The organism is Chelativorans petroleitrophicus, assembly GCF_025398195.1.
Lineage (GTDB): Bacteria > Pseudomonadota > Alphaproteobacteria > Rhizobiales > Rhizobiaceae > Chelativorans > Chelativorans petroleitrophicus.
Genome location: NZ_JAODNV010000003.1, coordinates 112,061 through 137,153, shown reverse-complemented (window position 1 = coordinate 137,153; position 25,093 = coordinate 112,061). Strand labels below are relative to the sequence as shown.

28 protein-coding genes and 1 other RNA gene are annotated in these 25,093 nt (G+C 64.0%); 2 read left to right on the top strand and 27 right to left on the bottom strand.

The features are described 5' to 3' along the window. Nucleotides 1-2: 2 nt before the first annotated feature. From tolR to rpmE, 11 genes are all read right to left on the bottom strand, one after another. Nucleotides 3-455, bottom strand: coding sequence for a protein TolR (gene tolR / locus NYR54_RS01595; RefSeq protein WP_261513653.1), 453 nt, complete (start codon nt 453-455; stop codon nt 3-5). Next, a complete protein-coding gene (tolQ, locus tag NYR54_RS01590; protein WP_261513652.1) occupies nt 455-1,183 on the bottom strand; it encodes a protein TolQ in 729 nt (242 codons plus the stop codon). Before tolQ ends, tolR begins: the two co-directional genes overlap by 1 nt. Nucleotides 1,184-1,424: 241 nt before the next feature. Further along, the gene (gene ybgC, locus NYR54_RS01585) at nt 1,425-1,889 is read right to left on the bottom strand and encodes a tol-pal system-associated acyl-CoA thioesterase (protein ID WP_261513651.1); all 465 of its coding nucleotides are present in this window, start codon (nt 1,887-1,889) and stop codon (nt 1,425-1,427) included. A gap of 50 nt (nt 1,890-1,939) precedes the next feature. Continuing rightward, nucleotides 1,940-2,989, bottom strand: a complete 1,050-nt coding sequence (gene ruvB / locus NYR54_RS01580) for a Holliday junction branch migration DNA helicase RuvB (RefSeq protein ID WP_261513650.1) — start codon at nt 2,987-2,989, stop codon at nt 1,940-1,942. After that, a complete protein-coding gene (locus tag NYR54_RS01575; RefSeq protein WP_261513649.1) occupies nt 2,986-3,255 on the bottom strand; it encodes a PIN domain-containing protein in 270 nt (89 codons plus the stop codon). The genes ruvB and NYR54_RS01575 overlap by 4 nt, the downstream gene beginning before the upstream one ends. A gap of 225 nt (nt 3,256-3,480) precedes the next feature. Beyond that, nucleotides 3,481-4,101 carry a Holliday junction branch migration protein RuvA gene (gene ruvA, locus NYR54_RS01570; protein ID WP_261513648.1) on the bottom strand — a complete coding sequence of 207 codons (621 nt, stop codon included), beginning with the start codon at nt 4,099-4,101 and terminating at the stop codon, nt 3,481-3,483. Continuing rightward, nucleotides 4,098-4,613: a crossover junction endodeoxyribonuclease RuvC gene (gene ruvC, locus NYR54_RS01565; protein ID WP_261513647.1), complete on the bottom strand. Its 516-nt coding sequence runs from the start codon at nt 4,611-4,613 to the stop codon at nt 4,098-4,100. Before ruvC ends, ruvA begins: the two co-directional genes overlap by 4 nt. A gap of 101 nt (nt 4,614-4,714) precedes the next feature. Further along, a complete protein-coding gene (gene rcdA / locus NYR54_RS01560) occupies nt 4,715-5,242 on the bottom strand; it encodes a protease adaptor protein RcdA (protein WP_261513645.1) in 528 nt (175 codons plus the stop codon). Between the two features lie 307 nt (nt 5,243-5,549). Further along, entirely contained in the window at nt 5,550-7,211 is a 1,662-nt protein-coding gene (locus NYR54_RS01555) for an acyl-CoA synthetase (protein ID WP_261513644.1), read from the bottom strand. 43 nt (nt 7,212-7,254) lie between these two features. Then, on the bottom strand, nt 7,255-8,028 hold the full coding sequence (locus NYR54_RS01550) for a sulfite exporter TauE/SafE family protein (RefSeq protein ID WP_261513643.1): 774 nt from the start codon (nt 8,026-8,028) through the stop codon (nt 7,255-7,257). Nucleotides 8,029-8,247: 219 nt separating this feature from the next. Continuing rightward, the gene (gene rpmE, locus NYR54_RS01545) at nt 8,248-8,469 is read right to left on the bottom strand and encodes a 50S ribosomal protein L31 (RefSeq protein WP_261513642.1); all 222 of its coding nucleotides are present in this window, start codon (nt 8,467-8,469) and stop codon (nt 8,248-8,250) included. 193 nt (nt 8,470-8,662) lie between these two features. Here rpmE and NYR54_RS01540 point away from each other — a divergent pair, with 193 nt between their 5' ends. Next, nucleotides 8,663-10,462 (top strand): ABC transporter transmembrane domain-containing protein, encoded by a 1,800-nt coding sequence (locus tag NYR54_RS01540; RefSeq protein WP_261513641.1) that lies wholly within the window; start codon nt 8,663-8,665, stop codon nt 10,460-10,462. A 6-nt stretch (nt 10,463-10,468) separates the two neighbouring features. Here NYR54_RS01540 and NYR54_RS01535 read toward each other — a convergent pair whose 3' ends face one another. From NYR54_RS01535 to NYR54_RS01500, 8 genes are all read right to left on the bottom strand, one after another. Continuing rightward, nucleotides 10,469-11,500 (bottom strand): peptidoglycan -binding protein, encoded by a 1,032-nt coding sequence (locus NYR54_RS01535; RefSeq protein ID WP_261513640.1) that lies wholly within the window; start codon nt 11,498-11,500, stop codon nt 10,469-10,471. Nucleotides 11,501-11,503: 3 nt separating this feature from the next. Beyond that, the gene (locus NYR54_RS01530; RefSeq protein ID WP_261513639.1) at nt 11,504-12,514 is read right to left on the bottom strand and encodes a MotA/TolQ/ExbB proton channel family protein; all 1,011 of its coding nucleotides are present in this window, start codon (nt 12,512-12,514) and stop codon (nt 11,504-11,506) included. Nucleotides 12,515-12,645: 131 nt separating this feature from the next. Then, entirely contained in the window at nt 12,646-13,440 is a 795-nt protein-coding gene (locus tag NYR54_RS01525; protein WP_261513638.1) for an inositol monophosphatase family protein, read from the bottom strand. Between the two features lie 31 nt (nt 13,441-13,471). Next, the gene (gene efp / locus NYR54_RS01520) at nt 13,472-14,035 is read right to left on the bottom strand and encodes an elongation factor P (RefSeq protein ID WP_261513637.1); all 564 of its coding nucleotides are present in this window, start codon (nt 14,033-14,035) and stop codon (nt 13,472-13,474) included. A gap of 143 nt (nt 14,036-14,178) precedes the next feature. Then, nucleotides 14,179-15,156: a tetratricopeptide repeat protein gene (locus NYR54_RS01515; protein WP_261513636.1), complete on the bottom strand. Its 978-nt coding sequence runs from the start codon at nt 15,154-15,156 to the stop codon at nt 14,179-14,181. After that, complete coding sequence (locus NYR54_RS01510) at nt 15,153-15,815, bottom strand: thiamine phosphate synthase (protein ID WP_261513635.1); 663 nt, start codon at nt 15,813-15,815, stop codon at nt 15,153-15,155. The genes NYR54_RS01515 and NYR54_RS01510 overlap by 4 nt, the downstream gene beginning before the upstream one ends. A gap of 145 nt (nt 15,816-15,960) precedes the next feature. Continuing rightward, a complete protein-coding gene (locus NYR54_RS01505; RefSeq protein WP_261513633.1) occupies nt 15,961-16,236 on the bottom strand; it encodes an Rdx family protein in 276 nt (91 codons plus the stop codon). Between the two features lie 9 nt (nt 16,237-16,245). Beyond that, nucleotides 16,246-16,995: a YebC/PmpR family DNA-binding transcriptional regulator gene (locus NYR54_RS01500; protein ID WP_261513632.1), complete on the bottom strand. Its 750-nt coding sequence runs from the start codon at nt 16,993-16,995 to the stop codon at nt 16,246-16,248. A gap of 182 nt (nt 16,996-17,177) precedes the next feature. Here NYR54_RS01500 and NYR54_RS01495 point away from each other — a divergent pair, with 182 nt between their 5' ends. Beyond that, nucleotides 17,178-17,978: an MBL fold metallo-hydrolase gene (locus NYR54_RS01495; protein WP_261513631.1), complete on the top strand. Its 801-nt coding sequence runs from the start codon at nt 17,178-17,180 to the stop codon at nt 17,976-17,978. Here the strand turns inward: NYR54_RS01495 and NYR54_RS01490 are convergent. From NYR54_RS01490 to NYR54_RS01455, 8 genes are all read right to left on the bottom strand, one after another. Next, the gene (locus NYR54_RS01490) at nt 17,959-18,726 is read right to left on the bottom strand and encodes a TerC family protein (protein ID WP_261513629.1); all 768 of its coding nucleotides are present in this window, start codon (nt 18,724-18,726) and stop codon (nt 17,959-17,961) included. The two genes, NYR54_RS01495 and NYR54_RS01490, sit on opposite strands and share 20 nt — an antisense overlap. Before the next feature lie 64 nt (nt 18,727-18,790). Further along, nucleotides 18,791-19,615 (bottom strand): TIGR00282 family metallophosphoesterase, encoded by an 825-nt coding sequence (locus NYR54_RS01485; RefSeq protein ID WP_261513627.1) that lies wholly within the window; start codon nt 19,613-19,615, stop codon nt 18,791-18,793. 8 nt (nt 19,616-19,623) lie between these two features. Further along, nucleotides 19,624-20,211 (bottom strand): 5-formyltetrahydrofolate cyclo-ligase, encoded by a 588-nt coding sequence (locus NYR54_RS01480; RefSeq protein ID WP_261513626.1) that lies wholly within the window; start codon nt 20,209-20,211, stop codon nt 19,624-19,626. Nucleotides 20,212-20,289: 78 nt separating this feature from the next. Then, a non-coding RNA gene (ssrS, locus tag NYR54_RS01475) (6S RNA) lies at nt 20,290-20,446 on the bottom strand. Nucleotides 20,447-20,609: 163 nt separating this feature from the next. Next, a complete protein-coding gene (locus NYR54_RS01470) occupies nt 20,610-21,395 on the bottom strand; it encodes a glutamine amidotransferase (protein ID WP_261513625.1) in 786 nt (261 codons plus the stop codon). A gap of 10 nt (nt 21,396-21,405) precedes the next feature. After that, nucleotides 21,406-21,876 (bottom strand): tellurite resistance TerB family protein, encoded by a 471-nt coding sequence (locus NYR54_RS01465; protein WP_261513624.1) that lies wholly within the window; start codon nt 21,874-21,876, stop codon nt 21,406-21,408. A gap of 137 nt (nt 21,877-22,013) precedes the next feature. Further along, nucleotides 22,014-23,678 (bottom strand): heme biosynthesis protein HemY, encoded by a 1,665-nt coding sequence (locus NYR54_RS01460; RefSeq protein ID WP_261513623.1) that lies wholly within the window; start codon nt 23,676-23,678, stop codon nt 22,014-22,016. Between the two features lie 8 nt (nt 23,679-23,686). Then, on the bottom strand, nt 23,687-25,033 hold the full coding sequence (locus NYR54_RS01455; protein ID WP_261513622.1) for a COG4223 family protein: 1,347 nt from the start codon (nt 25,031-25,033) through the stop codon (nt 23,687-23,689). Nucleotides 25,034-25,093 lie beyond the last annotated feature (60 nt).

The window sequence follows — 25,093 nt, the reverse complement described above, 5'->3', positions numbered from 1 at the left end:
TATCAGCCGTCCTGTTCCTGCAAGGTGACGAGGCCGAGATTGCGGAAGCCGGCGGCAGAAATGCGCGCCATCACGCGCATCACCGTTCCGTAATCGGCGGAGCGGTCGCCCCGCACGTAAATCCGCTCTTCATAGCCGGCCTGCGCGATGGCCTGGAGCTTGGGCACGACCTCATCCAAGGGGATTTCCGTTTCCTGGAGGAAAATCTGCCCTTCATTGTTGATCGAGACGGTGATCGGCTGCGTATCGGCGTTGAGCGCCTTGGCTTGCGTCTCCGGCAGGTCGATGGGAACCCCTACCGTCAGCAGAGGTGCCGCCACCATGAAGATGATAAGCAGAACGAGCATCACGTCCACGAACGGCGTGACGTTGATCTCCGACATCGGCTGGTGCCGCCGGCCGCGACGCCGGCGCCCGTTCGCGCCGCCACTGGGTGAAGCCACCGACAGGCCCATCAGGCATACTCCTCGGCACGGGTTCGCGGCGCCACCTTCTCATCGATTTGCCGCGACAGTATGGCGGAGAACTCGTCGGCAAAGCCTTCCATCCGCGCGCCGAGACGGCCCGCGTCGGCCGTCAGCTTGTTATAGGCGATGACGGCCGGAATGGCCGCGAGAAGCCCCATAGCCGTCGCCAGCAGTGCCTCGGCGATGCCGGGCGCCACCACGGCAAGATTGGTGGATTTCGAGCCGGCAATGGCCTGGAAGGAGGTCATGATGCCCACCACTGTGCCGAACAGGCCAATGAAGGGCGCGGAGGATCCGACCGAGGCGAGAAAGCCGAGCTTGCCCTCGAGCCGCTCCATCTCGCGCGCCAGCGCGAGGTCCATCGCCTTGTCGATGCGTGTCTGCAGCCCGAGCGGCGAGCGCGCGCCCTTCTCGAAGCTTTTCTTCCATTCGCGCATCGCAGCGACGAAGATCGCGCCCATTCCGGTGGTCTTGCGCTCGGAAAGCGAACGGTATAGCTCCTCCAGCGACTGACCCGACCAGAACACCTGCTCGAAGCGGTTAAGCGCTCGGCGCATGCGCGCATAGGCGAGCGTCTTGTCTACGATGATGGCCCAAGTCCAGATCGAGGCACCGAGAAGCCCGATCATGACCAGCTTCACCACCCATCCTGCCTGCCAGAACAGCGCCCAGATGGACAAATCCCCACCCGGCGCGGCGAGCGCTACACTTTCCATGACTTAACGTCCTTGCAAAAACCGGGCATAGATGCTTGATCCGTCTTTGACCGCCTGCTCCCACCCGACCGAGCTGCGGTGCCCCGGCGGGGCCCCCGTCCGCGCCTTTTTTCGAGAAAATTTGGTCAAAGGAAGGCGCAGGAGCTGCCGTTGGCGCCTTTATTCTGATGGCTGGTTATAGTTAATTAAGCGTTAGCGCCGGAAGGCGTTCTGCCGCATCCGGAGAGCCGCGCGCGGGCGATTATTGCGGTCGCCGCACGAAGAGACCTGCCCATTCTTTCGGAAAACGGCGCGGCCTGCCGTCAGCATCGACGATCGCGGCCTCGACCCGAGCCTTCACGAGAAGCTCGCCCTCGCGCGAAAGCTCCTGGTCCATGAAGATGCGCGCGCCGGAAACCCTCTCCACGCGCGTGTCCACGGTGATGATGTCGTCCATGCGCGCAGGCCTTATGAAGTCGATCTCCATGCGCCGCACCACCCAGGCAAGCCGCTCGCCATGCCTGCCATCGGCAAGCTCCGTATGATGCACGCCGGTAAGGCGCAGGAAATCCGAGCGTCCGCGCTCCAGGAATTCCAGATAACGTGCGTGGTAGACGACGCCGGTGAAGTCTGTATCGGCAAAGTAGATGCGGGCCTTTAGCCGGTGGCCGTCCGGCGTCAGCTTTCCGCTGATTCCCGCGGTCAGGTCGTCATCCTTATCAGCCATAGAGCATTGCCTTTAGATTGACCGTTACGGCGCAAGGCATTTCTCGGCGATCAAAGCCCATCCTCCCCTTCCTCGAACAGGCTGATCTGCGTCTGCGCGAGATCCTTCGGAGGATTGAGCCCAAGATGCCTCCATGCCTTGTCGGCCAGCACGCGTCCGCGCGGAGTGCGCTGGATGAAGCCCTGCTGGATGAGGTAGGGCTCGATGATGTCTTCGATGGCGTCGCGCGGTTCAGACAGCGCGGCGGCAATGGTCTCGATCCCGACAGGCCCGCCGCCGAAATTCTCCACGATCATGGAAAGATAGCGCCGGTCGAGCTGATCGAGCCCAAGCGAATCCACCTCCAGCCGCGAGAGCGCGGAATCGGCGATCTCCCGCGTGACCTTCTGAGCGCCCGCCACGGAGGCGAAGTCGCGCACACGGCGCAGAAGCCGGCCGGCAATGCGCGGCGTGCCGCGGGCCCGCCTTGCGATCTCCTCCGCCCCATCTTCGGTGAGCGGCAGGCCCAGGATGCGCGCGCCGCGCTCCACGACCGCCTTGAGCTCCTCGACGGAATAGAACTCCAGCCGGATCGGAATGCCAAAACGGTCTCGTAGAGGCGTGGTGAGCAAACCCAGACGCGTGGTTGCCGCCACGAGCGTGAACTTCGCAAGGTCGATCTTGACCGAGCGCGCCGCTGGACCTTCACCAATGATCAGGTCGAGCTGATAGTCCTCCATGGCCGGATAGAGAATCTCTTCCACGGCCGGATTGAGACGATGGATCTCGTCGATGAACAGGACGTCACGGTCTTCGAGATTGGTGAGAAGGGCCGCCAGATCGCCCGCCTTGGCGATCACCGGCCCTGAGGTCGCACGGAAGTTCACGCCAAGCTCGCGCGCCATGATCTGCGCCAGCGTTGTCTTCCCCAGGCCAGGCGGGCCGACGAAGAGCACGTGGTCGAGTGCCTCGCCACGCCCGCGCGCCGCCTCGATAAAGACCTTCAGATTGGCGCGCGCCGCCTTCTGGCCCACGAACTCGTCGAGGGTCTGCGGCCGCATGGTCGCGTCCGCATCCTCGCCGCGCTTGGCTGCGGAGATGAGGCGAGCGGCATCGCTCATGACAGAAGCTCCATACCCTCGTTCCGGTTTGCCGCCCCTGCATCCAACGTCACCGCGCGGATGCAGACGGCTTTGATGTTGCACATCGCAATCAGCAGCTCCGGAAGATGATCAGTGCCGTCTTCCTTTGCCGTCTCGACGGCCGCGGCAACCAGTTCCTGCTGTTCGAATACAACATCGTTCACGTCGAGCAACTCGCTGAGCAGTGCCAGAACATCATTACGGGGATAGCCGTAGGTGCGTCCGAACGACCAGACAAGCTCCAAAAAGCATACACCGGCTCGCCGGCCGAACGGCGCGCAAGCAGGCTTTGGGCCTTTGCGAGCTGCCCCCGATCGTCACCGACAAAGAGGCGCAGCAGAACATTCGTATCAACCCCGATCATTCACGTGCGCGCAGTGCCTGCTTGGAAGCGCCGGCAGCAATGCCCTCCTCGACCCCCTGCAATGTCTTCGGCCCGGAGTAAGGATTCATGCGGAAACAAGGGAAGCTCATCGAGCAAGCTCCTTCAGCCCAAGCCGGATCAGGGTTCCCGTATCCGCTCCCTCGCCGGCTGTCTTCAGGGCCGCTGCAATGGCGTTTGCCGCCACGTCGCGCGAATAGCCCAGATTGGCGAGAGCGGAGACGGCATCCGACACGGGTGCTGGCGCTACGCCCTCGCCCAGCTCCTGCTTGAGGCCAATCGTGACGGCTGCTTCGCCCGCGAAAGCCGGCGCCTTGCTCTTCAGCTCCGTGACGATGCGCTCGGCGACCTTGCGGCCAACGCCCGGCGCGCGAGCCACCATGGCCACATCCTTGAGCGCAATAGCATTGGCGAGCTCGGCAGGCGTGAGGGTCGACAGCACCGAAAGCGCCACCTTGGCGCCGACCCCCTGAACATTGCTTTGCAGCAGACGAAACCATTCGCGTTCGAGCGCCGTCTGGAATCCATACAGGCGGATCATGTCCTCGCGCACATAGGTCTCGATGAAGAGCGTGACCGCGGCCCCCACGCCCGGAAGGGAGGAAAGGGTGCGGGCAGGGCAATGAGCGACATATCCCACCCCGCCCACATCGATGACGACGTGATCGTCGCCGATTTCGTCCACAATGCCTTTGAGCTTTCCGATCATGCCTGTGCTTCCAGGGCCAGCCGTGCCGCCGGCGTTTGGCGGTGATGCGCATGGCAGATGGCGATGGCGGTGGCATCGGCCGCGTCGTCCGTGTCGAAGCTGGCCCGGGGCAACAGCACCTTCACCATCATGTGGATCTGGCGCTTGTCGCCGTGGCCGACTCCGATCACTGCCTTCTTGACGGCGTTTGGAGCGTATTCGGCCACGCGCAGGCCCGCGCGCGCCGGAACTAGCATGGCAATTCCGCGCGCCTGGCCAAGCTTCAGCGTCGCCACCGCGTCCTTGTTGACGAAGGTTGCCTCCACCGCCGCTTCGTGCGGGGCGTGCGTGCCGAGCACGTCCATCAAACCGTCGTGAAGCTGGCACAGCCGTGTCGCAAGATCGGATTTGTCGTCCGAGCGCACAGTTCCCGCCGCAACGAAGCGAAGCGAGTTGCCCAACGCTTCGATGACCGCCCAGCCGGTGCGCCTCAGCCCCGGATCAATTCCGATGATGCGAATCGCGTCTGCCATGATGCCACCATAGCCGCGCGCAGCACCCTGCCGCCAGTGAACTTCTAGACGCCGCCACGACGGCGCCGGAGCAACCTTGCAGGCGGCGAGGCGGAGAGGCGTCAGACCCGCCCGAAAGCGGTCTGAAGCAGGGTGATCTGATCGAAGACAGGGTTGACGGAACGGGATCTGTCAGGCGCGGCAGCAGCCCCCTGACCGTAGATTTCCTCGTCCATACGGCGCACCAGCGCCTCAAGCCGCAGGGAGCGCTCCACGAGAGAACGGAACCGTTCGGGCAGTTCCCCCCAGGCCGGCGCGCTCTCATAGGCCGAGGCCGTATCGAGCCGTACTTTCTGCTTTTCGGCGGCCACCTGCTCGCGCGTCATCTCACCGCAATTGGCGGCCCGCTGCAGAAGGAGCCAGGAGGCGAGTTGCATCAGCCGGGTGGTGAGCCGCATCGACTCGGCAGCATAAAGCGCCGCGGCCGCCCGCGACAGCGTCTTTGCCGCCGCCCGGCCTTCTCCGTCGAGATATTCCGCCGTCTCCTCGACCAGGCCCATGCCCTCATTGTAAAGCGGCTTGAAGGACGCGGAGAAAACCCGCCGTTCCGCCAGCCTAACCATGTTGGCGCCGCTCGTACTGCCGATCATCCTGCTCTGCCCACCTCTCGCCGAAGCGTCTATGCGTCCCGTCGGTAGCGGAAAATGCGCCGCGCCGCTGGCGAACGCAAGCCCCTTGCTTAACGGAAAGTTAACAGGCCCCACGAGACAAAAAAAGAGCCGCGGATGCGGCTCTCAGGAGTTAAACAGGGAGGCGTCAAACAGAATGGCTCCAGCCACTCGGTAAGAATCCAGATCACTGGATACGCACAGTAAACACATGTAAGGCTTAACGGGCGGTTAATGAACCGCCCGGTCTTCAATTAAAATTTCTGTGGAAACTTTGCACGGACACCCCTTAGAGCGTCTTGGCCAGTTCCCGCAGACGGAATTTCTGGATCTTTCCTGTCGATGTCTTGGGAATCTCGGTGAAGACCACATGCCGGGGGCATTTGAAGGAGGCGAGCAGCCGCCTGCAATGCGCTATGATCTCTTCCGCAGTGGCGTTCGCACCGGGTTTGAGCTCCACGAAGGCGACAGGCGTCTCGCCCCATTTCTCATCGGCACGGGCCACCACGCCACAGGCGGCGACGGCCGCGTGCTTATAGATCGCATCCTCCACCTCGATCGAGGAAATGTTCTCGCCGCCGGAGATGATGATGTCCTTTGAGCGATCCTTGAGCTGGATGTAGCCATCCGGATGCAGCACGCCCAGGTCTCCGGAATGGAACCAGCCTCCGGCGAACGCCTCGTCCGTGGCCTTCTTGTTTTTCAGATACCCTTTCATGACGATGTTGCCGCGGAACATCACCTCGCCGAGAGTTGTGCCGTCGGCGGGCACCCGCTGCATCGTCTCCGGGTTCATCACGGTCAGTTCTTCCAGCGCGGCGTAGCGCACGCCCTGCCGCGCCTTCCGGGACGCCTGGCCCGCACTGTCAAGCTCATTCCACTCCATATGCCACTCATTGACCACCGCAGGGCCGTAGGTCTCCGTGAGGCCGTAGAGATGGTTGACCACGAAGCCGGCCTCCGTCATCGCGGAAAGCACCGCCTCAGGCGGTGGCGCGGCGGCGGTATTGAATATCACCGTCTGGGAGAACGTCCGCTTCTCCGCCTCGCTTGCGCCAAGCAGCGTCGACATGACGATGGGCGCTCCGCACAGATGGGTCACGCCGTGGTCGGCGATGGCGTCATACATGGCCTTGGCCCTGACCCAGCGCAGGCAGACATGGGTTCCGGCCGTGAGCGCCAGCGTCCACGGAAAGCACCAGCCGTTGCAGTGGAACATCGGCAATGTCCACAGATAGACCGGATGCTGGCTCATGTGGGCGTGAATCGTGTTGGCGTAGGCCATCAGCGCCGCGCCGCGATGATGATAGACGACGCCCTTGGGATTGCCCGTCGTGCCTGAGGTGTAGTTGAGCGAGATCGCATCCCACTCGTCATCCGGCATTGCCCAGGAGAAGCCTTCGTCACCCGAGCTTACGAACTCCTCGTAATCGTGGCTGCCGATACGCTCGCCTTTCGGATAGGGTGCGTTCTCGGGATATTCGGGGTCGTCATAGTCGATCACCAGCGGTTTCACCGTCGCCCGCGCCAGAGCATCCCTCATGACGGCGGAGAATTCGCGGTCAATGATGACCACCTTGCTTTCGGCATGGTCGAGCTGAAAGGCGATCACCGCGGCGTCCAGCCGCGTGTTGATGGAGTGCAGCACCGCCTTTGTCATCGGCACGCCGAAATGCGCCTCCAGCATGGCCGGCGTGTTGGACAGCATCACCGAAACCGTGTCGCCCTTCCCGATACCGTGCCGGGAGAGCGCAGACGCGAGCTTGACCGAACGCCGCCAGAAATCGCGATAGCTTGTCCGCTGCCTGCCGTGAATGATGGCCGTATGGTCGGGAAACACCTTGGCCGCACGCTCAAGCAAGGTGAGCGGCGTCAGCGGCTGATAGTTGGCCGGGTTTCTATCGAGGTCCTGCTCATACGGATTTTGGCTCACGGCTTCCCCTCCCAACATAGCGGAGTCGAGACCCTATTTCTAAACCACAAGCGCGCGGACCTCACCAGCCCCAAAGGCCGGTGACGCCGTCATGGATCAGCTTCAGCGAAACGATCAGGATCATGATGTACATGAAGGGATAGAAGATCTCCGGCCGCATGCGCTTCACGATCCAAGCGCCGGCAAGGGTGGCCAACGGCGCAAACGGCATGAGAATGGCCGAGGCCGCGAGATTGGTCGTATCGAACTGGCCGAGCGCAAAATAGGGAATCACCTTCACCGCGTTGACCACGGCGAAGAAGATCACGCTCGTGCCGGTATAAATTTTCGGATCATGCCTGAGCGGCAGCGCATAGATCTGAAAGGGCGGGCCTCCCGCATGCGCCACGAAGCTGGTGAAGCCTGACACCGTGCCCCAGAAAAAGCCTTTCGGGGGGTTGTGTCGGCTCGCCCGCTGGTCGCGCCGCAACTTGCCGATCGCCCAGCGCAGGAAAAAGAGGAAGGTGATGATGCCGACGATGAGGCGCACATGGTCCGCCGTCACGACCGCCGCGGTCAACCAGCCTATCACGATGCCCACAAACGCGCCGGGCAGCATGATGGCAATGAGACGCTTGTCGATGAAGCCCCGCCAGGTCCACAGCGAGACGATGTCCATGACGATAAGCACTGGCAGCAGGATGGCGGCCGCCTGCACCGGCGAAACCACGAGTGCCAGAAGGGGCACGCCCAGAAGAGCCATAGCTCCGCCGAACCCGCCCTTGGACAGGCCGACAAGGATGACCGCCGGAATTCCGACGAGGTAGAAATGCGGATCGGTCAGGAGAGAAATCATGTCGGCATATCTGTTGCCGCAAGGGCATAACCCGGCAATCGCGCTTTGGCGAGAGGGCTGCGCTTGATTTCAGGGCCGCTGCGCAGGAAACCGGAGAGAACGGGCTAAAGCCTCATCCGGCGTTCACCGGTCGGCGTGGCAGGTTCAGGCCCATCAGGGAAGGTGACATGAAAAACCCGCCGAAACGGCGGGCTTTCGTGTCGATCTTCCGGCCGGCACTCAGATGCCCAGGCCCTCGTAGCGCTTCTTGAACTTCGACAACCGGCCGCCGCGGTCCACCAGCGTCTGCTGACCGCCGGTCCATGCCGGATGCGTCGTGGGGTCGATATCGAGGTGCAGCGTGTCGCCCTCCTTGCCCCAGGTCGAGCGCGTCTCGTATTCCGTGCCGTCCGTCATGACGATTTTGATCATGTGGTAGTCGGGATGGATGTCGGCCTTCATCGGTCTGTCCTGATCTGCTTGCACCTTCGGTGCCGCATCTGCGGTTGCGGCAACTTGCCCGTGCGGAAAACTTGAACCGGCGACCTTCGGCCGCTACGGCTTCAAAAAGGTTCGCGTGCCTATACATCACGCGTCCGCTGGAGACAAGGCCGGCCGGGCCGGAAATCTCGAACCAAGCCGGAAGGGCTTCGCAATGGCAATAACGGACGGATCGCGGGAAACGGCAAGGCGCTCGCTCGGGCCCCTGCGCAGGCTGGTACCGTATGTCCTCCGCTATCGCGGCCTGACGGTCGGCGCGATCGTCTTCCTGCTGCTGGCGGCGGCAGCCACGCTGACCCTTCCGATCGCCGTCAGGCGGATGATCGATCACGGCTTTTCCGAGTCAGACAGCGCCTTCATCGCCAGCTACTTCTCCATGCTCATCGGGGTGGCGGCCGTGCTGGCGGTGGCTTCGGCGCTGCGCTACTACTTCGTCGTCATGCTGGGCGAGCGCGTGGTAACGGACCTGCGGCGCGACATCTTCGCCCATGTCATACAGCTTTCTCCCGCCTTTTTTGACCGCGCGCAGTCGGGCGAAATCGTCTCCAGGCTCACGGCGGACGCGACACAGGTGAAGGCGGCGGTCGGCGCCACGGCCTCGGTGGCGCTCCGAAACACCATCATGGGCGTAGGCGCAGTCACCATGATGGTGGTAACCAGCCCGCGCCTCTCACTTCTCGTCGTCGCCGCCATCCCGTTCATCGTCGTGCCAATCGTGGCCTTCGGCCGGTCCGTAAGGCGGCGGACACGCCGTGCCCAGGATGCGCTGGCCGATGCCGCCGCCTTTGCCGGCGAGCAGATCGGCGCGGTACGCGTGTTGCAGGCCTTCACCAATGAAAGGGCGGCGGCAAAGCGCTTCTCCTCCGCCGTAGAGACGGCCTTTGAGGCAGCCCGCGCCTCCATCCGCGCGCGTGCCGTACTCACTTTCTTCGCCATCTTCGCCACCTCCGCCTCGGTGGTGGCTGTACTGTGGGTAGGCTCCCACGACGTTCTGTCGGGCGCGATGAGCGCGGGCACTTTGGGCCAGTTTCTGCTTTATGCGGTACTCGCGGCGGGCGCCCTGGGCGCACTCTCCGAGGTCTGGGGCGAACTCTCGCAAGCTGCGGGCGCTGCCGAGCGCATGGGCGAGCTTCTGGATGAGGTGCCGACCGTCGCGGCACCGACCAATCCCGTCGCCCTGCCGCCGCCGCAGGGCGAGGTCGAGTTCCGGGACATAAGTTTCTCCTATCCCGCGCGGCCCAATGTTTCGGCACTGCACCGGCTCTCCTTCAGAGTGGCGCCAGGCGAGACCGTCGCGATCGTAGGACCGTCCGGCGCGGGCAAAAGCACGATCTTCTCGCTGCTCCTGCGCTATTACGACCCGGACAGCGGCGAAGTGCTGATCGACGGAACCGACATCAGGCGTGCCGATCCGAGCGCGGTGCGCGAGCGTATCGCCATCGTCCCGCAGGAGGTGACGGTGTTGGCCGCGAGTGCCGCCGAGAACATCGCCTTCGGCAGGCCCGGCGCTTCGCGCGCGGAAGTGGAGGCGGCAGCAAAGGCCGCGCTGGCGCATGATTTCATCATGGCATTGGAGAACGGGTACGATACGCCGGTAGGAGAGCGCGGCGTGACGCTTTCGGGCGGCCAGCGGCAGCGGCTTGCGATTGCTCGCGCCATTCTGCGCGATGCGCCCATCCTGCTGCTTGACGAGGCGACCTCCGCGCTCGATGCCGAAAGCGAAACGCTCGTGCAAACCGCCCTCGAGAGGCTGATGAAGGGGCGCACCACCATCGTCATCGCGCACCGGCTCGCCACAATCCTGAAGGCCGACCGCATTTTTGTGATGGAGGACGGCCAAATCATCGAGGAAGGCAGCCACGCCGATCTCGTAGCAAAAGGCGGCATCTATGCGCGGCTTGCAAGCCTGCAGTTCGAGGCAGGTGCCGATATGGTCAGGAAAGCGGCGGAGTAGAGTCTCTTACCCTTCCGTCAGCTTCAGCTCGATGCGGCGGTTTCTCGCGCGCGCCTCCGGCGTATCGGCCGGGTCGAGCGGCTGGAACTCGCCAAAGCCCGCGGCCACCAGCCGCTCGGCCGGCACGCCGTTTTCAATGAGGAATTTCACCACGGCGATGGCGCGCGCGGCCGACAGCTCCCAGTTGTCGCGATAACGGCCGGTTCCCGACAGCGGGACGTTGTCCGTATGCCCGTCCACGCGCAGCACCCAGTCGATCTCGGGCGGAATTTCCTCCTGCAGCTCCAGAATGGCGCCCGCCAGCTTCCGCATTTCTTCCTGACCGCTGTCGTTGATCTCCGTCTGGCCGGAGGCAAACAGGACCTCCGACTGGAAGACGAAGCGGTCGCCCACGATGCGGATATTTTCGCGGTCGGAAAGGATTTCGCGTAGGCGGCCGAAGAAGTCGGAACGGTAGCGGTTCAGCTCCTGCACGCGCTGGGCGAGCGCGACGTTCAGGCGGCGGCCCAGATCGGCGATCTTGGCCTGGGACTCCCGGTCGCGCTGTTCGGAAACGTCGAGCGCGGCCTCCAGCGCAGCGATCTGCTGGCGCAGGGCGGAAATCTGCTGGTTGAGGAGCTCCACCTGTGAGAGGGCGCGCTGGCTGATCTGGCGCTCCGACTCCAACTCACCGGTGAGCTGGCCGATGCGCTCCTCAGCCGCCTCGCTCTGCCCAGAGCCGCTGGCAAGAAGCTGCTCTAGACGGGACTGCTCCGCCTCCGCCAAGGCCAGGGAGGCGCGCAGGCTGGCAATCTGGTCCTCGGCATCCTGATTGCTGGCGCGTTCCAGAGCGAGAAGCTGCGTCAGTTCGTTGATCTGGGCGTTGAGGCGGTCGAGGACAGCATCTCGGCTGGTGATCTCCCGGCTCAGGAAAAACTGCGCCAGAACGAAAACCGACAAAAGGAACATGATGGCCAGAAGCAGGGTCGACAGCGCGTCGACAAACCCCGGCCAGTAATCAATTCCCCGATGTTGGCGGCGCGTGCGTGCCAGCGCCATCGCTTATTTTCCCCGTTCTTCCAGCGAAGCGGCAATCCGGTCCAGGGTTTCGCGCAGAGCCTTCTGGTCAGCAGCCTGGGCCTCCACCCAATCGCGCATCATCTGCTGCTCGTGGCGCATGTTTTTCACCAGTCCCGAAATGCCCTCTGCCAGCGAGGCCATGGCGGCGGCGGTGCGCGGATTGCTGCCACCGGTCTCCTGAACCGTGTGCAAGCGCTCGGCCAGTATCTTCAACTCTTCTGACGCACCATTCTTGGAGTCCGCGATGTCGGAGCTCAGATCGGTGACGGTCGAAAGCCAGTTCTCCAGCTCCGTATAGAAGCGGTTCTGCGCACGGCCCGCCTGCAGATCGAGGAAGCCCAAAATCAGCGAGCCGGACAGGCCGAAGAGCGAGGACGAGAACGCGGTGCCCATGCCGCTGAGCGGCGCCGAAAGCCCTGCCTTGAGGGAATCCAGGATATCGTTCACGTTACCCGCGCCGGCATCGAGCGACTGGATCGTGTCCCCGATGGAACCGATGGTCTGAAGCAGGCCCCAGAAAGTGCCAAGCAGGCCGAGGAAAACGAGCAGCCCGATCAGGTAGCGGGATATATCCCGGCTTTCATCGAGCCGCGTGGCGATCGAATCGAGGATCGAGCGCATGGAGGAAGGCGAAAGCGCCATAGTGGAGGAGCGGCTGAGCAACGCCTTCATGGGAGCGAGCAGCACCGGCTCCGTCGCCTCGGTGCCGGCGAGGAAGGAATTCACCCAGCGCACTTCCCGAAAGAGGCGCACGACCTGCGCGAAGGCGAGCAGGATGCCGACCGCCAGCACGCCGAGAATGAGCCCGTTAAGCCCCGGATTACTCTGAAAGGCAGTCGAAATCTGCCGGTAGAGAATGGCCGCCACGAAACCCGAAATCGCCAGGAAGACCACCATGGAATAGAGGAACACGTGAGGGCTCGAAAGGCGGCGCGGATCGAACCTTTGATCGACGATTGGCTCCTCTGCCCCCAGCGATTTCATGAAGGCCATATGCTCCTCGAATGCGATTTCCTCGCGAAAGTGGCCGAGACTCTAAACGGAATTGTGACCAAATTGAAATATGTATCGGCGCCTCGCCGGACTTCCTCCCCTGAAAGCCGTTCTTACGCTGATTTCGCAGATCAGCTGACGGGCTTCTTCAATGTTTCAAGCAGCGTCCGGTGCACCGCCTCGTTCCCGGCAACGACGGAGCCGGTGTCAAACATGTTCTGACCGCCCCCGCGATCTGTCACGAAACCGCCTGCCTCCCGGACCATCAGAATGCCGGCTGCGATGTCCCAGGGGGAAAGCGCATCCTCCCAGAAGCCGTCCATCCGCCCGGCCGCCACATAGGCAAGATCAAGCGCGGCGGAGCCCAGGCGGCGGATGCCCGCGGCCTCGGCCATCACATTACGCAGGTCCAGAAGCGCCCGGCCATGATGACCGCGGCCGAGATGGGGAATGCCTGTGCCGATGACGCAGTCCGAAAGCTGACGGCGCGCGGCCACGCGCATACGCCTGTCGTTGAAGAACGCTCCGCTTCCGCGTTCGGCTGTATAGAGCTCATCCATCGCAGGATTGTAGATCACCCCGGCGACAAGCTGGCCCTGCCGCTCCAGCGCGATGGAAATGGAGAAGATCGGGATGCCGTGCAGGAAGTTGGTGGTGCCGTCCAGCGGGTCGACAATCCAGCGGTGCTGCTGGTCGTCGCCCTCCACAACGCCGCGCTCCTCCATAAGGAAGGAATAGCCCGGCCGCGCGCGCGAAAGCTCGGTGAAAAGGATCTCCTCGGCACGGCGGTCGGCCTGGCTGACGTAATCGCCGGGCCCCTTGAGCGAGACCTGGAGATTCTGCACCTCGCCAAAATCACGAGCGAGCGAACGCCCGGCCTTCATCGCGGCCTGGACCATGACATTGATGATGGCCGAGCGCGCCATTGGATAATGTCCTCTGAAAGATGCTGCGCCGTCAGTCGGCGCGGCGCAGATAGGTTATCTCGTCCGTATCGACGACGATCTTTTCGCCCGCGGTGATGAAGGGCGGCACCATGATGCGTACGCCATTCTCCAGCACGGCCGGCTTGTAGGAGGAGGCTGCCGTCTGGCCCTTGACCACGGGATCGGCCTCGGCGACCTCGAGCGTGACCTGCGGCGGCAGCGAGATGCCGATCGGCTTTTCCTCGTAGAGCTCCACCGTCACCGTCATGCCTTCCTTGAGGAAGGCCGCGCGGTCGCCGACAAAATCCTTTTGCAGCTCTAGCTGCTCGTAGGTCTCCGAATCCATGAAGACGAGCGCGTCACCCTGCTCGTAGAGGTAGGTGAACTCCTTCTGCTCCAGACGCACCCGCTCCACCGTCTCGGCCGAGCGGAAACGCTCGTTGAGCTTCGTGCCGTCGATCAGGTTCTTGAGCTCCACCTGATTGTAGGCACCGCCCTTGCCAGGCTTTACATGGTTGGTCTTGACTGCGACCCACAGCCCGCCATTGTGTTCGATGACGTTGCCGGGGCGGATTTCGTTGCCGTTGATCTTCATTCGCTGCTCGTCCCGTAGTCACGTTGGCGCCTCAAGACCACAAAACACTCAGCGAGGCAAGACGGGGATGAAACGATAGCGGATTCGGACGCCGGCCGCCCCGGTGCAGCCGGCTCTCCTGCCCGCGCCCTTCCTCTCTTTGCTTATCTCAGCCGGTTTGCCTGCTCGCTCGCCTCCTCGATCTCCTCATCCGTCAATCCCATCAGGAAATCCTCCATAAGGGGATCGGTGAGGCCCGAGCGTTTGGCGAGAATGTACCAGGCGGCAGCAAGGATGGAGTCAGGCTCGGTGCCGATGCCTGCGCGGTAGAGCTTGGCCACGCGGTTCTGGGCCGCCGCGTTTCCGCCCTCGGCGGCGCGCTTGAGCCAAGCGAAGCCCTGCTCAGGGTCGGCGGGGCCGCCGCGGCCTTCCACGAGCCAGGTGCCAAGATCGAGCTGGGCGGTGTCGTAGTTCTGACGGGCGGCAAGCTCCAGATACCGGCGTGCCTCCGTCTCATCGCGCTCGCGTCCGCCGAAGCCGGTGGAGAGCGCCTGCGCCATCGCATATTGCGCGTCGGCTAGGCCGGCTTCGGCTGCACGCTCGTACCAGGTTACGGCCTCGCGCTGATGGGCCTCGTCACCATCCTCGACAAGCATTTGGGCAAGGTTGAACTGCGCCTCGGGCTCGCCCGCCTCGGCGGCGCTTCGCATGAGCGTGACGGCTTTCTCGCGGTCCTGCTCCGTGAAACGGCCGTCAAGCAACAAAAGAGCGTATTGGAGCTGCGCCTCGGGAACACCCTGCTCGGCGGCCCGAGCGTACCATTTGGCCGCCTCCTCAGCATCCCGCGGCACGCCAAGGCCGCGCGCATAGATTTCCGCGATCAGGGTCTGGGCGGCGGGATCGCCCGCCTCAGCGCGCGGCCGCGCCAGCTCCAGCGCCGTCAGGTAGTAGCCACGCTGAAACGCCCCGAAGGCCTCATCGAGCCGCTTCCCGAAGCGGCTCGGATCGGGCTGCGGTGCTGGAAGCAGCCGGTCCTGCTTCTCCTGCGTTGCTGCACCGGCGCCCGTCCCCTCCTGTGCCAGAGCCGGGTGACCGGCTGCGACGAGCGACAGAAGAACAACGAAGGCGGTGAGACACCTCATGGCTCGGCTTCCGCAAAGGAGGGAGCGTGCTTGTCAAGCAGCGCGTTGGCCTCGGCCACCTCGCGGGCGGGATCGGCTCCCGGCGCGAAGACCGCATTGCCGAGAGCGACGAATTCCGCACCGGTTTTCGCCACATCCACGACCGATCCCGTGTGCGAACCGGCCAGTACGATGCAGGGAATGCGGATCATCTCCGCCCACCAGGCGCCAAGCGTGAGATTGCGCGGATGCGGCTCGGGCCGCACGTCATAGCCGAAACGGCCGAAGAAGATGTAGTCAGGCTGCATCTCGCCCAGCTCCAGCGCATCGTCGCGGTTTGCCGCTCCACCGCATCCGACCATCATCCGGCCTTGATGCTTCGCAATTATCTCGGCCAGCTCCGCTTTGGAGCCTTCGAAATGAACGCCGTCAGCCTGTACCCGTGCAGCAATCCGCGGCTCTCCCGCCACCATAACGGCAACGCCGCGCGCCTGCGCCAGCCGGGTCAACGCCTCCGCACGCGCCTGGAACTCCGCTTCTTCCGCATCGTAAGGCGGGATAATGAGGGAAGCGACATCGCCTCCGGAAAGGGCAGCCTCTACAAGCGCTTCCTCTCCGGAGGAAGGCGCGGGTGCAATCAGGACGAGACGGCATCTGTCAGGTATGCTTGTTTCGCTCATGTCGCGCTCGCCCTGCCCTCGCGGCCGTTCCGGTCTGAATGGAGCATAGACGGAGCCACGGCAAGGCCCCGCTCGCTCCCTATTTGCATCTGAGAGGTATGTGGATCAAGCTGAGTGGCAGGCGCGTACTCAACGGGCGCCTGCCCTAATTTTTCTCCACGTGGCCGAGACGGCGCTCCGGCGCGACCACATCTCGCACGCGGCGCTTCAGCTCCGCGGCATCCGGAAAACCGCCGTCGCGCTTGCGCTCCCAGACGACCTCACCGTCGCAAACGACCTCGAAGATGCCGCCCGTACCCGGCCTGAGGCTCACCTCCTCCAATTCCTCGGAAAAGGTAAACAGAAGCTCCTGCGCCATCCAGCCAGCGCGCAACAGCCACTGGCACTGGGTGCAGTAGGTTATCGTTACGCGGTGGGCCATTCCGGTCCGTCAGGCTGCGCTGAGCTTCGCCATGGTCGCGTCGTCGACCTCGAAGTTGGCATAGACGTTCTGCACGTCGTCATCGTCCTCCAGCACAGCGATGAGCTTGAGCACGGACTGAGCCTTTTCCTCGTCCACAGGCGTGCCCGTCTGCGGCCGCCAGACGGTCTTGACGGACTCCGCCTCGCCAAGCACCGCCTCCAGCGCGGAGGTGACCTCGCCAATGTCCTCGAAGGCGCAGGTGATCACGTGCCCGTTCTCGTCCGACTGCACGTCTTCAGCGCCCGCCTCGATGGCAGCCTCCATCACCTTCTCGGCGTCGGCGACATCGGCCGGATAGAGGATTTCACCAACGCGGTTGAACATGAAGGAGACCGAACCCGTCTCGCCCAGCGATCCACCGGCCTTGGTGAAGGCGGCGCGCACATTGGAGGCAGTTCTGTTGCGGTTGTCGGTGAGGGCCTCGACTATGATAGCCACGCCGCCCGGCCCATAGCCTTCATAGCGCACTTCCTCATAGTTCTCCGCCTCGGTGCCGGAAGCCTTTTTGATGGCCCGTTCGATATTCTCCTTGGGCATCGACTGGGCCTTGGCGTTCTGTACCGCCAGGCGCAGGCGCGGGTTCATCGCCGGATCCGGCAAGCCGGACTTTGCGGCCACCGTGATCTCGCGCGCCAGCTTTGAAAAGATCTTGGACCGCGCCGCATCTTGGCGGCCCTTGCGGTGCATGATGTTCTTGAATTGGGAATGGCCGGCCATGGGGCTCCTTCGTCGCAAACACGTCCTGAAATATCGCGGATTTGCGGCCTTATAGTGAAAACGGGCCTTCAGGTCCAGAACGCGCGGGGCTTGCGGGCCTCACGCAATGGTTACGCGGCCTTCCATGGCGAAGAGTACCATTCTGGATTAATCTAACCGGCGCGGACCTGCCGGAGACGCCGATGCCCGTGCTTCGCCTCCTTGCCTTTATACTGGTCTTCCTGCCCGCTCCGCTCGCCCTGGCGCAGACGGTCGAGCGGCCAAGCACCTGCCTCGCCGTCGCAAACGCATTGCCTCGGGCCACCTATGTGAGCCTGCGCACAGCCGCCGGCGGGGAAAGCGTGACCATCACCTATGCCGGGCACTCCACCTACATCATCGAGACACCGGCAGGCGTGCGGATCGCCACCGATTTCTCAGGCCTGTACGGCACGGAGCCGCGGCCCGACATCGTCACCATGAACAAGGCGCATTCGAGCCACTACACGCCCTATCCCGACCCGGCTATCGAACACGTGCTCACGGGCTGGAATCCCGACGGGGACGGCCCGATACGACATTCGCTGCTCGTGGAGGACGTCTACATCCGCAACGTGACCACTGACATCCGCGGGCCGGGCACGATGGAGAAAGACGGCAACTCCATCTTCATCTTCGAGGTGGCGGGCCTGTGCATCGGCCATCTGGGCCACCTCCACCACCGGCTGGAGGATTCCCACTATGCCGCGATAGGACGGCTCGACGTGCTGATGGTGCCGATCGATGGCGGGCTGACGCTTTCGCTCGACGGCATGAGCGAGATCGCGCGGCGCCTTTCCTCCTCCATCATCATGCCCATGCACCGCTTCTCGACACCCATCGAAGCCTTTTCCACCCGCATGGGCGAGCGTTTCGACATCGCCTTTCTCGACGAGCGCACAATCACGGTCTCCATGGGCACTCTGCCCAGCCGGCCCACGATCATCATTCTCCGGGGCGTGTAGCCTCCTGCTGGGCCATGCGCTTGCGCCGCGCCAGCATGTTGAGCGCCTCGACCATGGCCGAAAAGCCCATGGCGGTATAGACGTATCCCTTGGGCACGTGAAAGCCGAAACCGTCCGCGATCAGCGTCATGCCGATCATGAGCAGGAAGCCCAGCGCCAGCATTACAACTGTCGGGTTGGCGGCGATGAAGCGCGACAGCGGCTCGGCGGCGATCAGCATAACGGTCACCGCGGTGATGACGGCGATGAACATGATAGCCAGATGATCCGTCATCCCGACAGCAGTGATGATGGAGTCGATCGAAAAAACAAGATCAAGCATGAGGATCTGCACGATGGCCGCCCCCATTCCGAGCGTGGCGGCCTTGGCAACCAGGTTTTCCTTCGGGTCGTGCGGATCGACCGAGTGGTGGATTTCCTTCGTCGCCTTCCAGACGAGGAAAAGGCCTCCGGCGATAAGGATGAGGTCCCTCCAGGAGAATCCGTGATCGAAAAGCGTGAAGACCGGCGTCGTGAGCTGCACGATGAAAGAGATGGTACCGAGGAGCGCGAGTCTTAGAATGAGTGCTCCGCTGATCCCGAGCCTGCGGGCGAGCTTCTGATTCTCCTGCGGCAGCTTGTTCGTGAGAATGGAGATGAAGATGAGATTGTCGATGCCGAGCACGATCTCGAGCACCACGAGCGTCACAAGCGCTATCCAGGCTTCAGGGCTGGCGACGAAATCGAAGTGAGAGAGAAGCCAATCCATCGAGGGTCGTCCTCCGGACAAAGGCGGCAGAGTTTGGCAGAGGTAGGGGCCGCGCGCACCGAGGTCAACGCCAGAAAGGCGGAATCGTCTCCTCCAGTCTCGGTCCCAGCCTGAGCGGCGCGATCTTCTCCGCGAGGCCGGTGCGGTCGGAGATCTCCAACCCGACGCCGCAAATGGTTGCGGGTCCGTTGGCCGCCTCGAAGCGGCCCTTCGGCACCTTGGTGATGAACCGGTTGAGCGGCTCTTCCTTGTCGAAGCCGAGCGAGGAATCGAAGTCGCCGCACATGCCTGCATCGGTAATGTAGGCGGTGCCGCCGTTGAGAATCTGATGATCGGCGGTCGGCTGATGCGTGTGCGTGCCGATGACGGCACTCACCCGGCCGTCCACGAAATGGCCGAAGCACACCTTCTCGGAAGTTGCTTCGGCATGAAAATCGATGATCGCCACATCGGCCTGTTCTCCGAGCGGGCAGGCGGCAAGCTCTTCCTCCGCCGTGCGGAACGGGTCATCCAGATCGGGCTGCATGAAGATACGGCCCATGATGTTGGCAACCAGAACGCGCGCTCCGTTCCGGGCTAGATAGAGGCCCGAGCCGCGGCCCGGCGTACCCCTAGGGAAGTTGGCGGGCCGCAGGAACCGCTCCTCGCGCGAGGCGAAGCTCAGCGCCTCGCGTTGGTCCCATACGTGGTTTCCGGTCGTGACCACGTCGGCACCGGCTTTCAGGGTTTCCTGAAAGATTTCCTCAGTGATGCCGAACCCGCCGGCGGCGTTTTCACCATTCACCACCACGAAATCGAGCCGGAAATCAGAGATGAAGCCTGGAAGCCGTTGCCAAACCGCCGTGCGGCCGGTGCGGCCGACCATGTCGCCAAGAAAGAGAATCCGCATGACCGCTCTTACCCGGCGGGAGGGAACCGGCGCAAGCCGCTCTCTGTCAGGATTTCGGGGATGATGACGTCATGGGGCTCGTCGGGCACCTGCGGCACTTCTTGGCAATCAAAGGCGATACCGACGAGACGGCGAGCATGGCCGTTTGCCTTGAGCCGCGCAATGGCGCGGTCATAGTAGCCGGCGCCATAGCCGATGCGGTGTCCGCGCCGGTCGAAGGCTGCAAGCGGCACGAGCATCAGATCAGGTTCGAGCACAGCTGCGCTTGCGTCGAGACCCTTGGTGCCGAAGCCCATATCGACAAGCGGCGCATCGGGCAGAAACTCGCGGAAGACGATGGTCTCCCGGTCGAGGATGGCGGGCAGGCAGAGGCGGGCGCCGCGCTTTCTCAGCGCCTCCATCAGCGGCCGCACATCGACTTCCGACCGCATGGGCCAGAAGCCCGAAACGGCCGTGCCAGCAGGCGGCGCAAGCGCCTCCACCCAATTCGCGAAGCTGAGGGACGCTTCGATGCGCCAGCGCGGATCGAGCGCATCGCGACGCGCGAGCGCCTCCTGCCGCAGTGTCTTTTTCAGTTCCCGGGGTGTGACTTCCATGCCCCCTTGTAGCGGAACCCGAAAGCTCCGGCGAAGCGGAAAACGACACACGCAAGGGAAGGGGGCGACATTGGCATATGGCGATCCGCGACAACCGATGGAATGCTCGATCCCGGGAACCTACAAAGTAGGTGGGCGCCATATGACCAAGTCCACGGACAAGGTCAGGGACAGCTCCCTTCAGGATCGATAAGGCCCCGGGGATGTGGATTCCTGTCGCGAGGCGCAGACCGCCAGCGCCTATATAGGCCACGAGCCCGCGGCATGCCAGCGACGACGCACAAGTTGGCGCACAATTTTTGGGCCTTCAATTGCGCTGCTTTGACCTGCCCCCCTGCGCTTCCTGTGGCGGGAAATTACGACATCCCGCAAAGGCCTCCGCAAAGAGGAACCGGTCGTTAGGCGATCCCGCGCTTGCCCACTTTCCTCTGACCGAGCGGCCTCTGCGCCTCCGCTTCGTCGCCCGCCTGCACGCGAGCCTCCCTGCCGCCGCCGAAGACGATGTCCAGGAAATCGACCAGCCACTGCTTCAGGTGCGTGTCCCAGATGAGGCGGCCACCCAGATGATCCCGGCCCGGCTGCGCGCCGGGCAGCACGAAGCGATGCGCCCCGCGCACCACCCAGCGCTGCATCATCAGGCGCGTCAGCTCCGCGTGGAACTGGATGCCCCAGGCGTTGCGGCCGTACCGGAAGGCTTGATTGGGATAATGTTCAGCGGTGGCCAGCAGCGTGGCGCCTGAGGGAAGCGAAAAGCCCTCGCGGTGAAACTGGTAGACCATCTCCGGCCAGTGCATCAGCCGGCGTCCCTCTTCGGTGGCCCGCAGCGGATACCAGCCAATCTCCACCAGGCCGTCATCACGGCTCTTCACCTGCCCGCCCAGATGCTTCACCAGCATCTGGGCGCCAAGGCAAATGCCGAGAAACGGTTTTTCTTCTTTCAGGGGAACGGCCAGCCATTCCGTCTCACGGCGGATGAAATCGTCTTGGTCGTTGGCGCTCATCGGGCCGCCGAACACCACTGCCCCGGCATGCTCCGCGAGCGTTTCGGGCAGGGGATCGCCCAGCGGCGGGCGGCGGATATCGAGCGTAAAGCCCGAGCGCTGCAGAAGCTGGCCTACCCGGCCGGGGCTCGACAGCTCCTGATGCAACACTATCAGGATCTTCTTTTCTCCGTCCCCGCCCATGGGTGCGCTTCTATTCGCCTCCCTCCCCGTCCGCCGTCCGCACGCTCTGACGCATCAGCACCCGAGTGCGCGAATCGACCCCGATCAACTCGGCAACGCGCCAGACCAGATTGTCTTCCAGCTCGTGCATCTCTCCGTCTGCAAAGACGATTTCCCACATCAGCCGGATGAACTCCGCCCGTGCATCCTCATCGAGGTTCCGATTGAGCACGCTTGTAAATACGTAGAGGTCCACCGCCTCGGCTTCCGCCTCTTCACCGGCCTTCATCAGGGCCTTCAGATCGGCGCCCCTGAGATTATAGGCTTTCGACAGCGCTTCCCTCAGCCGTTTCTGCTCGTCCGGACTCGCCACGCCGTCCGCACTCATGACGTGAATCAACAGGGCGGCAGCCGCCACGCGCGGGTCATCAACGGTGAGCTTGCCCGTGCCGTTGCCGCCCGCCGGCAGATCTCTGAGGAATGAAAGAATACGCTCGAACATCATAGGCCTTATGGAATCGTCAGCGCCATGTTTGGAGAGCGGCGGCGGAGCGCACAAGCGCCCCAAGCGGCCACCTGGGGAAAATGTCTCTTCGTGGCCACGGTTCCTCAGGCTCTGTTGCGGACGTGTCACGCCATTCAAAACAGGCGGAAGTTCCTCGAGGTGCTGGCCTCCTCCTCCGGCTCGACGCCGGGGTCGTCCGGTAGCGGAGGTCTTGGCTCTTCAGCCTCATCTTTTCCGTCCGGGATCACGGGCGTGATGCGCTGCACCGGCTTCTCCTCGATGTGGGGACGCGCCTCCCCTGCATCACGTGCGGCGCTGGCGGCCTCGTCCTTTGCCGGAGCGGGCGGGACCTTGGTTTCCCAGGCTGCCGCCGGCTCGTCCACTCGGGCATTAGACGCCGAAACAGCTTCGTCCGGCGGACGATGGGCTTCCTCTGCATTCACCTCGGCCGAGCGGTGACTGCCTTCCGGCAGCGCCGTCAGCGCCTCTTCGGCATCGATGATCTGACCGGGACGTTCCATCGGAACGCGCCACTCAAAGGCGTCGAGTTCGCCCGTCACAGGAGAGGCGGGCATCCAGCGCTCGGCCACATAGCCGTCCGCCACCCAGGCGGGATCGCGTGGCGCGCGCACGGCCTTGGCCAGCCAGTGCCGCACACGGCCCTGATCGCCCGTCTCCGCTTCCTCGATATCGGCGAGGAGAAGGAAGGCCCCCTCGCGCGGGGAAAGCCGCACGGCCGCTTCGGCGGCGGCGCGGGCCTGGGCGAACTCGCCGGCATCCAGCGCGGCGCGGGCCACCGCCAGCTCCGATTCGACGTGGTTGGGCCGGAGCCGCGCCAGCTTCCGGGCCCGCGTCAGCCGGTCATGGGTGGAATCGCCCGGCCGCGCATGGACGTAGACCTCAACCACTTCCGGATGGGGCGTCTTCTTCCAAACCGTCTCCAGCACCTTGGTCGCCCGGCGCAGATCGTTCTGCCGCAGAAGCGCGCGAGCCGCGGTCACCGCCGCCGGCACAAAATCCGGCTGCAGGCGGTGAGCCTCCAGAGCGTTGGCGCGCGCCATCGCAGGATCGCTGTCAAGCTCATCCATCGCCTGGGCAGTGAGCAATACGGCGCGGCGGCGCGCCTGGGCCTCGCGCTCCCCGGGGTGCGCGGGTTTCTGTGCCTCTACCAGCGCCAGCGCACCCTTCCAGTCGCGCTCCTCGACCCTCGCTTCCAGCGTGGCTTTCATCGCCCAGCCAAGTTGCGGCGCGGTTCTGGCGGCCTGTGCGGCGTAGTGGCGGGCGGCCTCGCGCTCGCCCATGCGCTCCGCTTCCAGATAAAGCCCGCGCAGGCCGAGAAGCCGCATCTCCGGGTCCTCGACCATGGCGGCAAACTTCTTGCGTGCCGCCTCGTGATCGCCTTCCAGAAGGGCGGCCTGAGCATCGAGCAGGTGCAGAAGCGGCTCCTGATCCGACGAGAGCAGCTTGGCAGCCTGCTTGCCCATGCGGCGAGCAAGACCCGCGTCGCCGGCACCAGCGGCAATGAGACCGGTGGAGAGCGACTGATAACCGCGATCGCGCCGCCGCGCTCTGAAATAGCGGGCCACCGCATAGGGGCTGCGCCAGAGACCGCGCAGAATCCACCACAGAAGCATGACCGCTGCGACCACAGCCACCACCAGCACGGCGGCCATCATCAGCGTGACTTCGTAGCGGTAGCCGCCGAAGGTGATCACCAGATCCCCCGGACGCTCGGCAAGCCACGCAAAGCCAAGGCCTAGAAACAGAACGAGAACGAAAAAGACGAGAACACGGACCATCGGCTTCCTCAAGCGGGGTTCAGCGCATCGGAAAGCGCATTTTCCAGCACCTCCTCGGCTGCGATGCGGGCGCGCAGCTTCTCGGCGAAATCGCTCGCGGCCTCCTTCGCCGCCGCCGGAAGCGAGTCGTACTCCGCGATCGCGGCGGCGTGATCCCCGCGCTGCACAGCGGCTTCCATGCGCGCGGCGATCGCCTCCGGCGTCTCACCTTCCACCTCGCCGACGGGACGCACCTTCACGGCCGAGCGCGCGCTCGCCATCAGCCGGTCGAGAAAGCCCGCATCCGGCGGGAGGGCGGTCGTAGCCGAAACGATCCGCGAGGCGGCGTCCGACGCCGCGGCAACCAGTTCAGCGTCAGTGGGAACTCCGGTGTCGGCATAGCGTGTCAGGGGCTCGACCGCCGCCGGATTGGGCGCAAGGGCCGTGTATGTTTCCAGTTCGCCCGCGAAGGGCTCTCCGCGCTCCACCGCCGAACGCAGCGCGGATGCCGCGACGATAAGGGCAAGGCGCGGCCCCTCGTCCTGGCGTTCCACCCGCTCCTCAAGCGCTGTGAGTCGCGAGATAATCTCATCCAGCCTTTGTGCATTCGCAGTCGCCGATTGCCGTGCTTCCTGGGCGGCCTGCTCCGAACCGGTGATGCGTTCCTCAGCTGCGGCGAGCCGCCCGCTCAGCTCCGCACTGCCCTCCGCCTGACCCGCGATCTGTGCCAGGTCGGCTAAGCGGTCTTCCACATCCGTGAGGCGCTGCTCAATGGGCACGAGCGCTGCCGCTCCAGGCGCCAAGCGGGGCACTTCCTGAAGCGCCTTGACGCTTTCGTTCAGCCCGCCGATCTGCGATTCCATCGCCGTGACCCGCTGGCGCAGCTCGTCAACAGCCGGAGCCAGCGCCTGATCTGCGGGAGGATTGGAGGCCTGCGCGCTGGCTCTCTCCTCAAGCAGCCGTGCGAGTGCACTGTCGAGCGCCTGTACCTGTTGGCGGAGACTCTCGAGGGCAGGATCGGGCGCCGTGTTTTCCGGAGAATATCGTTCGACAAACCACACGCCGCCGGCACCGGCCGCTCCGCCCACGAGTCCGGCAATCACGGCTAGCGCGGCAACGCCCGCCCTTCGCGGACGGGTGGGTTCTTCACGCTGAGGCTCGGAGGGGGCCTCACCTTCCGGAGTTGCCTGAGTAGCGCCGGCCGTCTCGGTCTCTCCTGTGTTCACAGGCTCCTCAGGCGCCGTGTCCGCCGTCCGAGCGCCTTCGCGGTCCGCAGCGCCGGTCTCTCCTTCAGCCGAGGCAGCCTCCTCGGCCTTCACCGCGACGGCCTCGTCTGCATTGCGCTCAACCGCCTCTGCCTCGAGATCAATGGTCACCGGTTCTCGGCTGGCCTTTGAATGGCGCGTTCTAGGCGTTTTGACCATCCGGCAGCTCCT

What these genes read in the sequence shown, in the direction of transcription:
- NYR54_RS01485 (WP_261513627.1), bottom strand. Translation starts at nt 19,615, where the DNA reads ATGCGGATTCTCTTTCTTGGCGACATGGTCGGCCGCACCGGCCGCACG.
- rpmE (WP_261513642.1), bottom strand. Translation starts at nt 8,469, where the DNA reads ATGAAGGCCGACATCCATCCCGACTACCACATGATCAAAATCGTCATG.
- NYR54_RS01555 (WP_261513644.1), bottom strand. Translation starts at nt 7,211, where the DNA reads ATGTTGGGAGGGGAAGCCGTGAGCCAAAATCCGTATGAGCAGGACCTC.
- NYR54_RS01510 (WP_261513635.1), bottom strand. Translation starts at nt 15,815, where the DNA reads ATGAGCGAAACAAGCATACCTGACAGATGCCGTCTCGTCCTGATTGCA.
- NYR54_RS01495 (WP_261513631.1), top strand. Translation starts at nt 17,178, where the DNA reads ATGCCCGTGCTTCGCCTCCTTGCCTTTATACTGGTCTTCCTGCCCGCT.
- ybgC (WP_261513651.1), bottom strand. Translation starts at nt 1,889, where the DNA reads ATGGCTGATAAGGATGACGACCTGACCGCGGGAATCAGCGGAAAGCTG.
- NYR54_RS01550 (WP_261513643.1), bottom strand. Translation starts at nt 8,028, where the DNA reads ATGATTTCTCTCCTGACCGATCCGCATTTCTACCTCGTCGGAATTCCG.
- NYR54_RS01460 (WP_261513623.1), bottom strand. Translation starts at nt 23,678, where the DNA reads ATGGTCCGTGTTCTCGTCTTTTTCGTTCTCGTTCTGTTTCTAGGCCTT.
- NYR54_RS01530 (WP_261513639.1), bottom strand. Translation starts at nt 12,514, where the DNA reads ATGGCCTTCATGAAATCGCTGGGGGCAGAGGAGCCAATCGTCGATCAA.
- NYR54_RS01515 (WP_261513636.1), bottom strand. Translation starts at nt 15,156, where the DNA reads ATGAGGTGTCTCACCGCCTTCGTTGTTCTTCTGTCGCTCGTCGCAGCC.
- NYR54_RS01525 (WP_261513638.1), bottom strand. Translation starts at nt 13,440, where the DNA reads ATGGCGCGCTCGGCCATCATCAATGTCATGGTCCAGGCCGCGATGAAG.
- NYR54_RS01540 (WP_261513641.1), top strand. Translation starts at nt 8,663, where the DNA reads ATGGCAATAACGGACGGATCGCGGGAAACGGCAAGGCGCTCGCTCGGG.
- NYR54_RS01490 (WP_261513629.1), bottom strand. Translation starts at nt 18,726, where the DNA reads ATGGATTGGCTTCTCTCTCACTTCGATTTCGTCGCCAGCCCTGAAGCC.
- tolR (WP_261513653.1), bottom strand. Translation starts at nt 455, where the DNA reads ATGGGCCTGTCGGTGGCTTCACCCAGTGGCGGCGCGAACGGGCGCCGG.
- NYR54_RS01500 (WP_261513632.1), bottom strand. Translation starts at nt 16,995, where the DNA reads ATGGCCGGCCATTCCCAATTCAAGAACATCATGCACCGCAAGGGCCGC.
- NYR54_RS01535 (WP_261513640.1), bottom strand. Translation starts at nt 11,500, where the DNA reads ATGGCGCTGGCACGCACGCGCCGCCAACATCGGGGAATTGATTACTGG.
- NYR54_RS01465 (WP_261513624.1), bottom strand. Translation starts at nt 21,876, where the DNA reads ATGTTCGAGCGTATTCTTTCATTCCTCAGAGATCTGCCGGCGGGCGGC.
- efp (WP_261513637.1), bottom strand. Translation starts at nt 14,035, where the DNA reads ATGAAGATCAACGGCAACGAAATCCGCCCCGGCAACGTCATCGAACAC.
- ruvC (WP_261513647.1), bottom strand. Translation starts at nt 4,613, where the DNA reads ATGGCAGACGCGATTCGCATCATCGGAATTGATCCGGGGCTGAGGCGC.
- tolQ (WP_261513652.1), bottom strand. Translation starts at nt 1,183, where the DNA reads ATGGAAAGTGTAGCGCTCGCCGCGCCGGGTGGGGATTTGTCCATCTGG.
- ruvA (WP_261513648.1), bottom strand. Translation starts at nt 4,101, where the DNA reads ATGATCGGAAAGCTCAAAGGCATTGTGGACGAAATCGGCGACGATCAC.
- rcdA (WP_261513645.1), bottom strand. Translation starts at nt 5,242, where the DNA reads ATGATCGGCAGTACGAGCGGCGCCAACATGGTTAGGCTGGCGGAACGG.
- NYR54_RS01480 (WP_261513626.1), bottom strand. Translation starts at nt 20,211, where the DNA reads ATGGAAGTCACACCCCGGGAACTGAAAAAGACACTGCGGCAGGAGGCG.
- ruvB (WP_261513650.1), bottom strand. Translation starts at nt 2,989, where the DNA reads ATGAGCGATGCCGCTCGCCTCATCTCCGCAGCCAAGCGCGGCGAGGAT.
- NYR54_RS01470 (WP_261513625.1), bottom strand. Translation starts at nt 21,395, where the DNA reads ATGGGCGGGGACGGAGAAAAGAAGATCCTGATAGTGTTGCATCAGGAG.
- NYR54_RS01505 (WP_261513633.1), bottom strand. Translation starts at nt 16,236, where the DNA reads ATGGCCCACCGCGTAACGATAACCTACTGCACCCAGTGCCAGTGGCTG.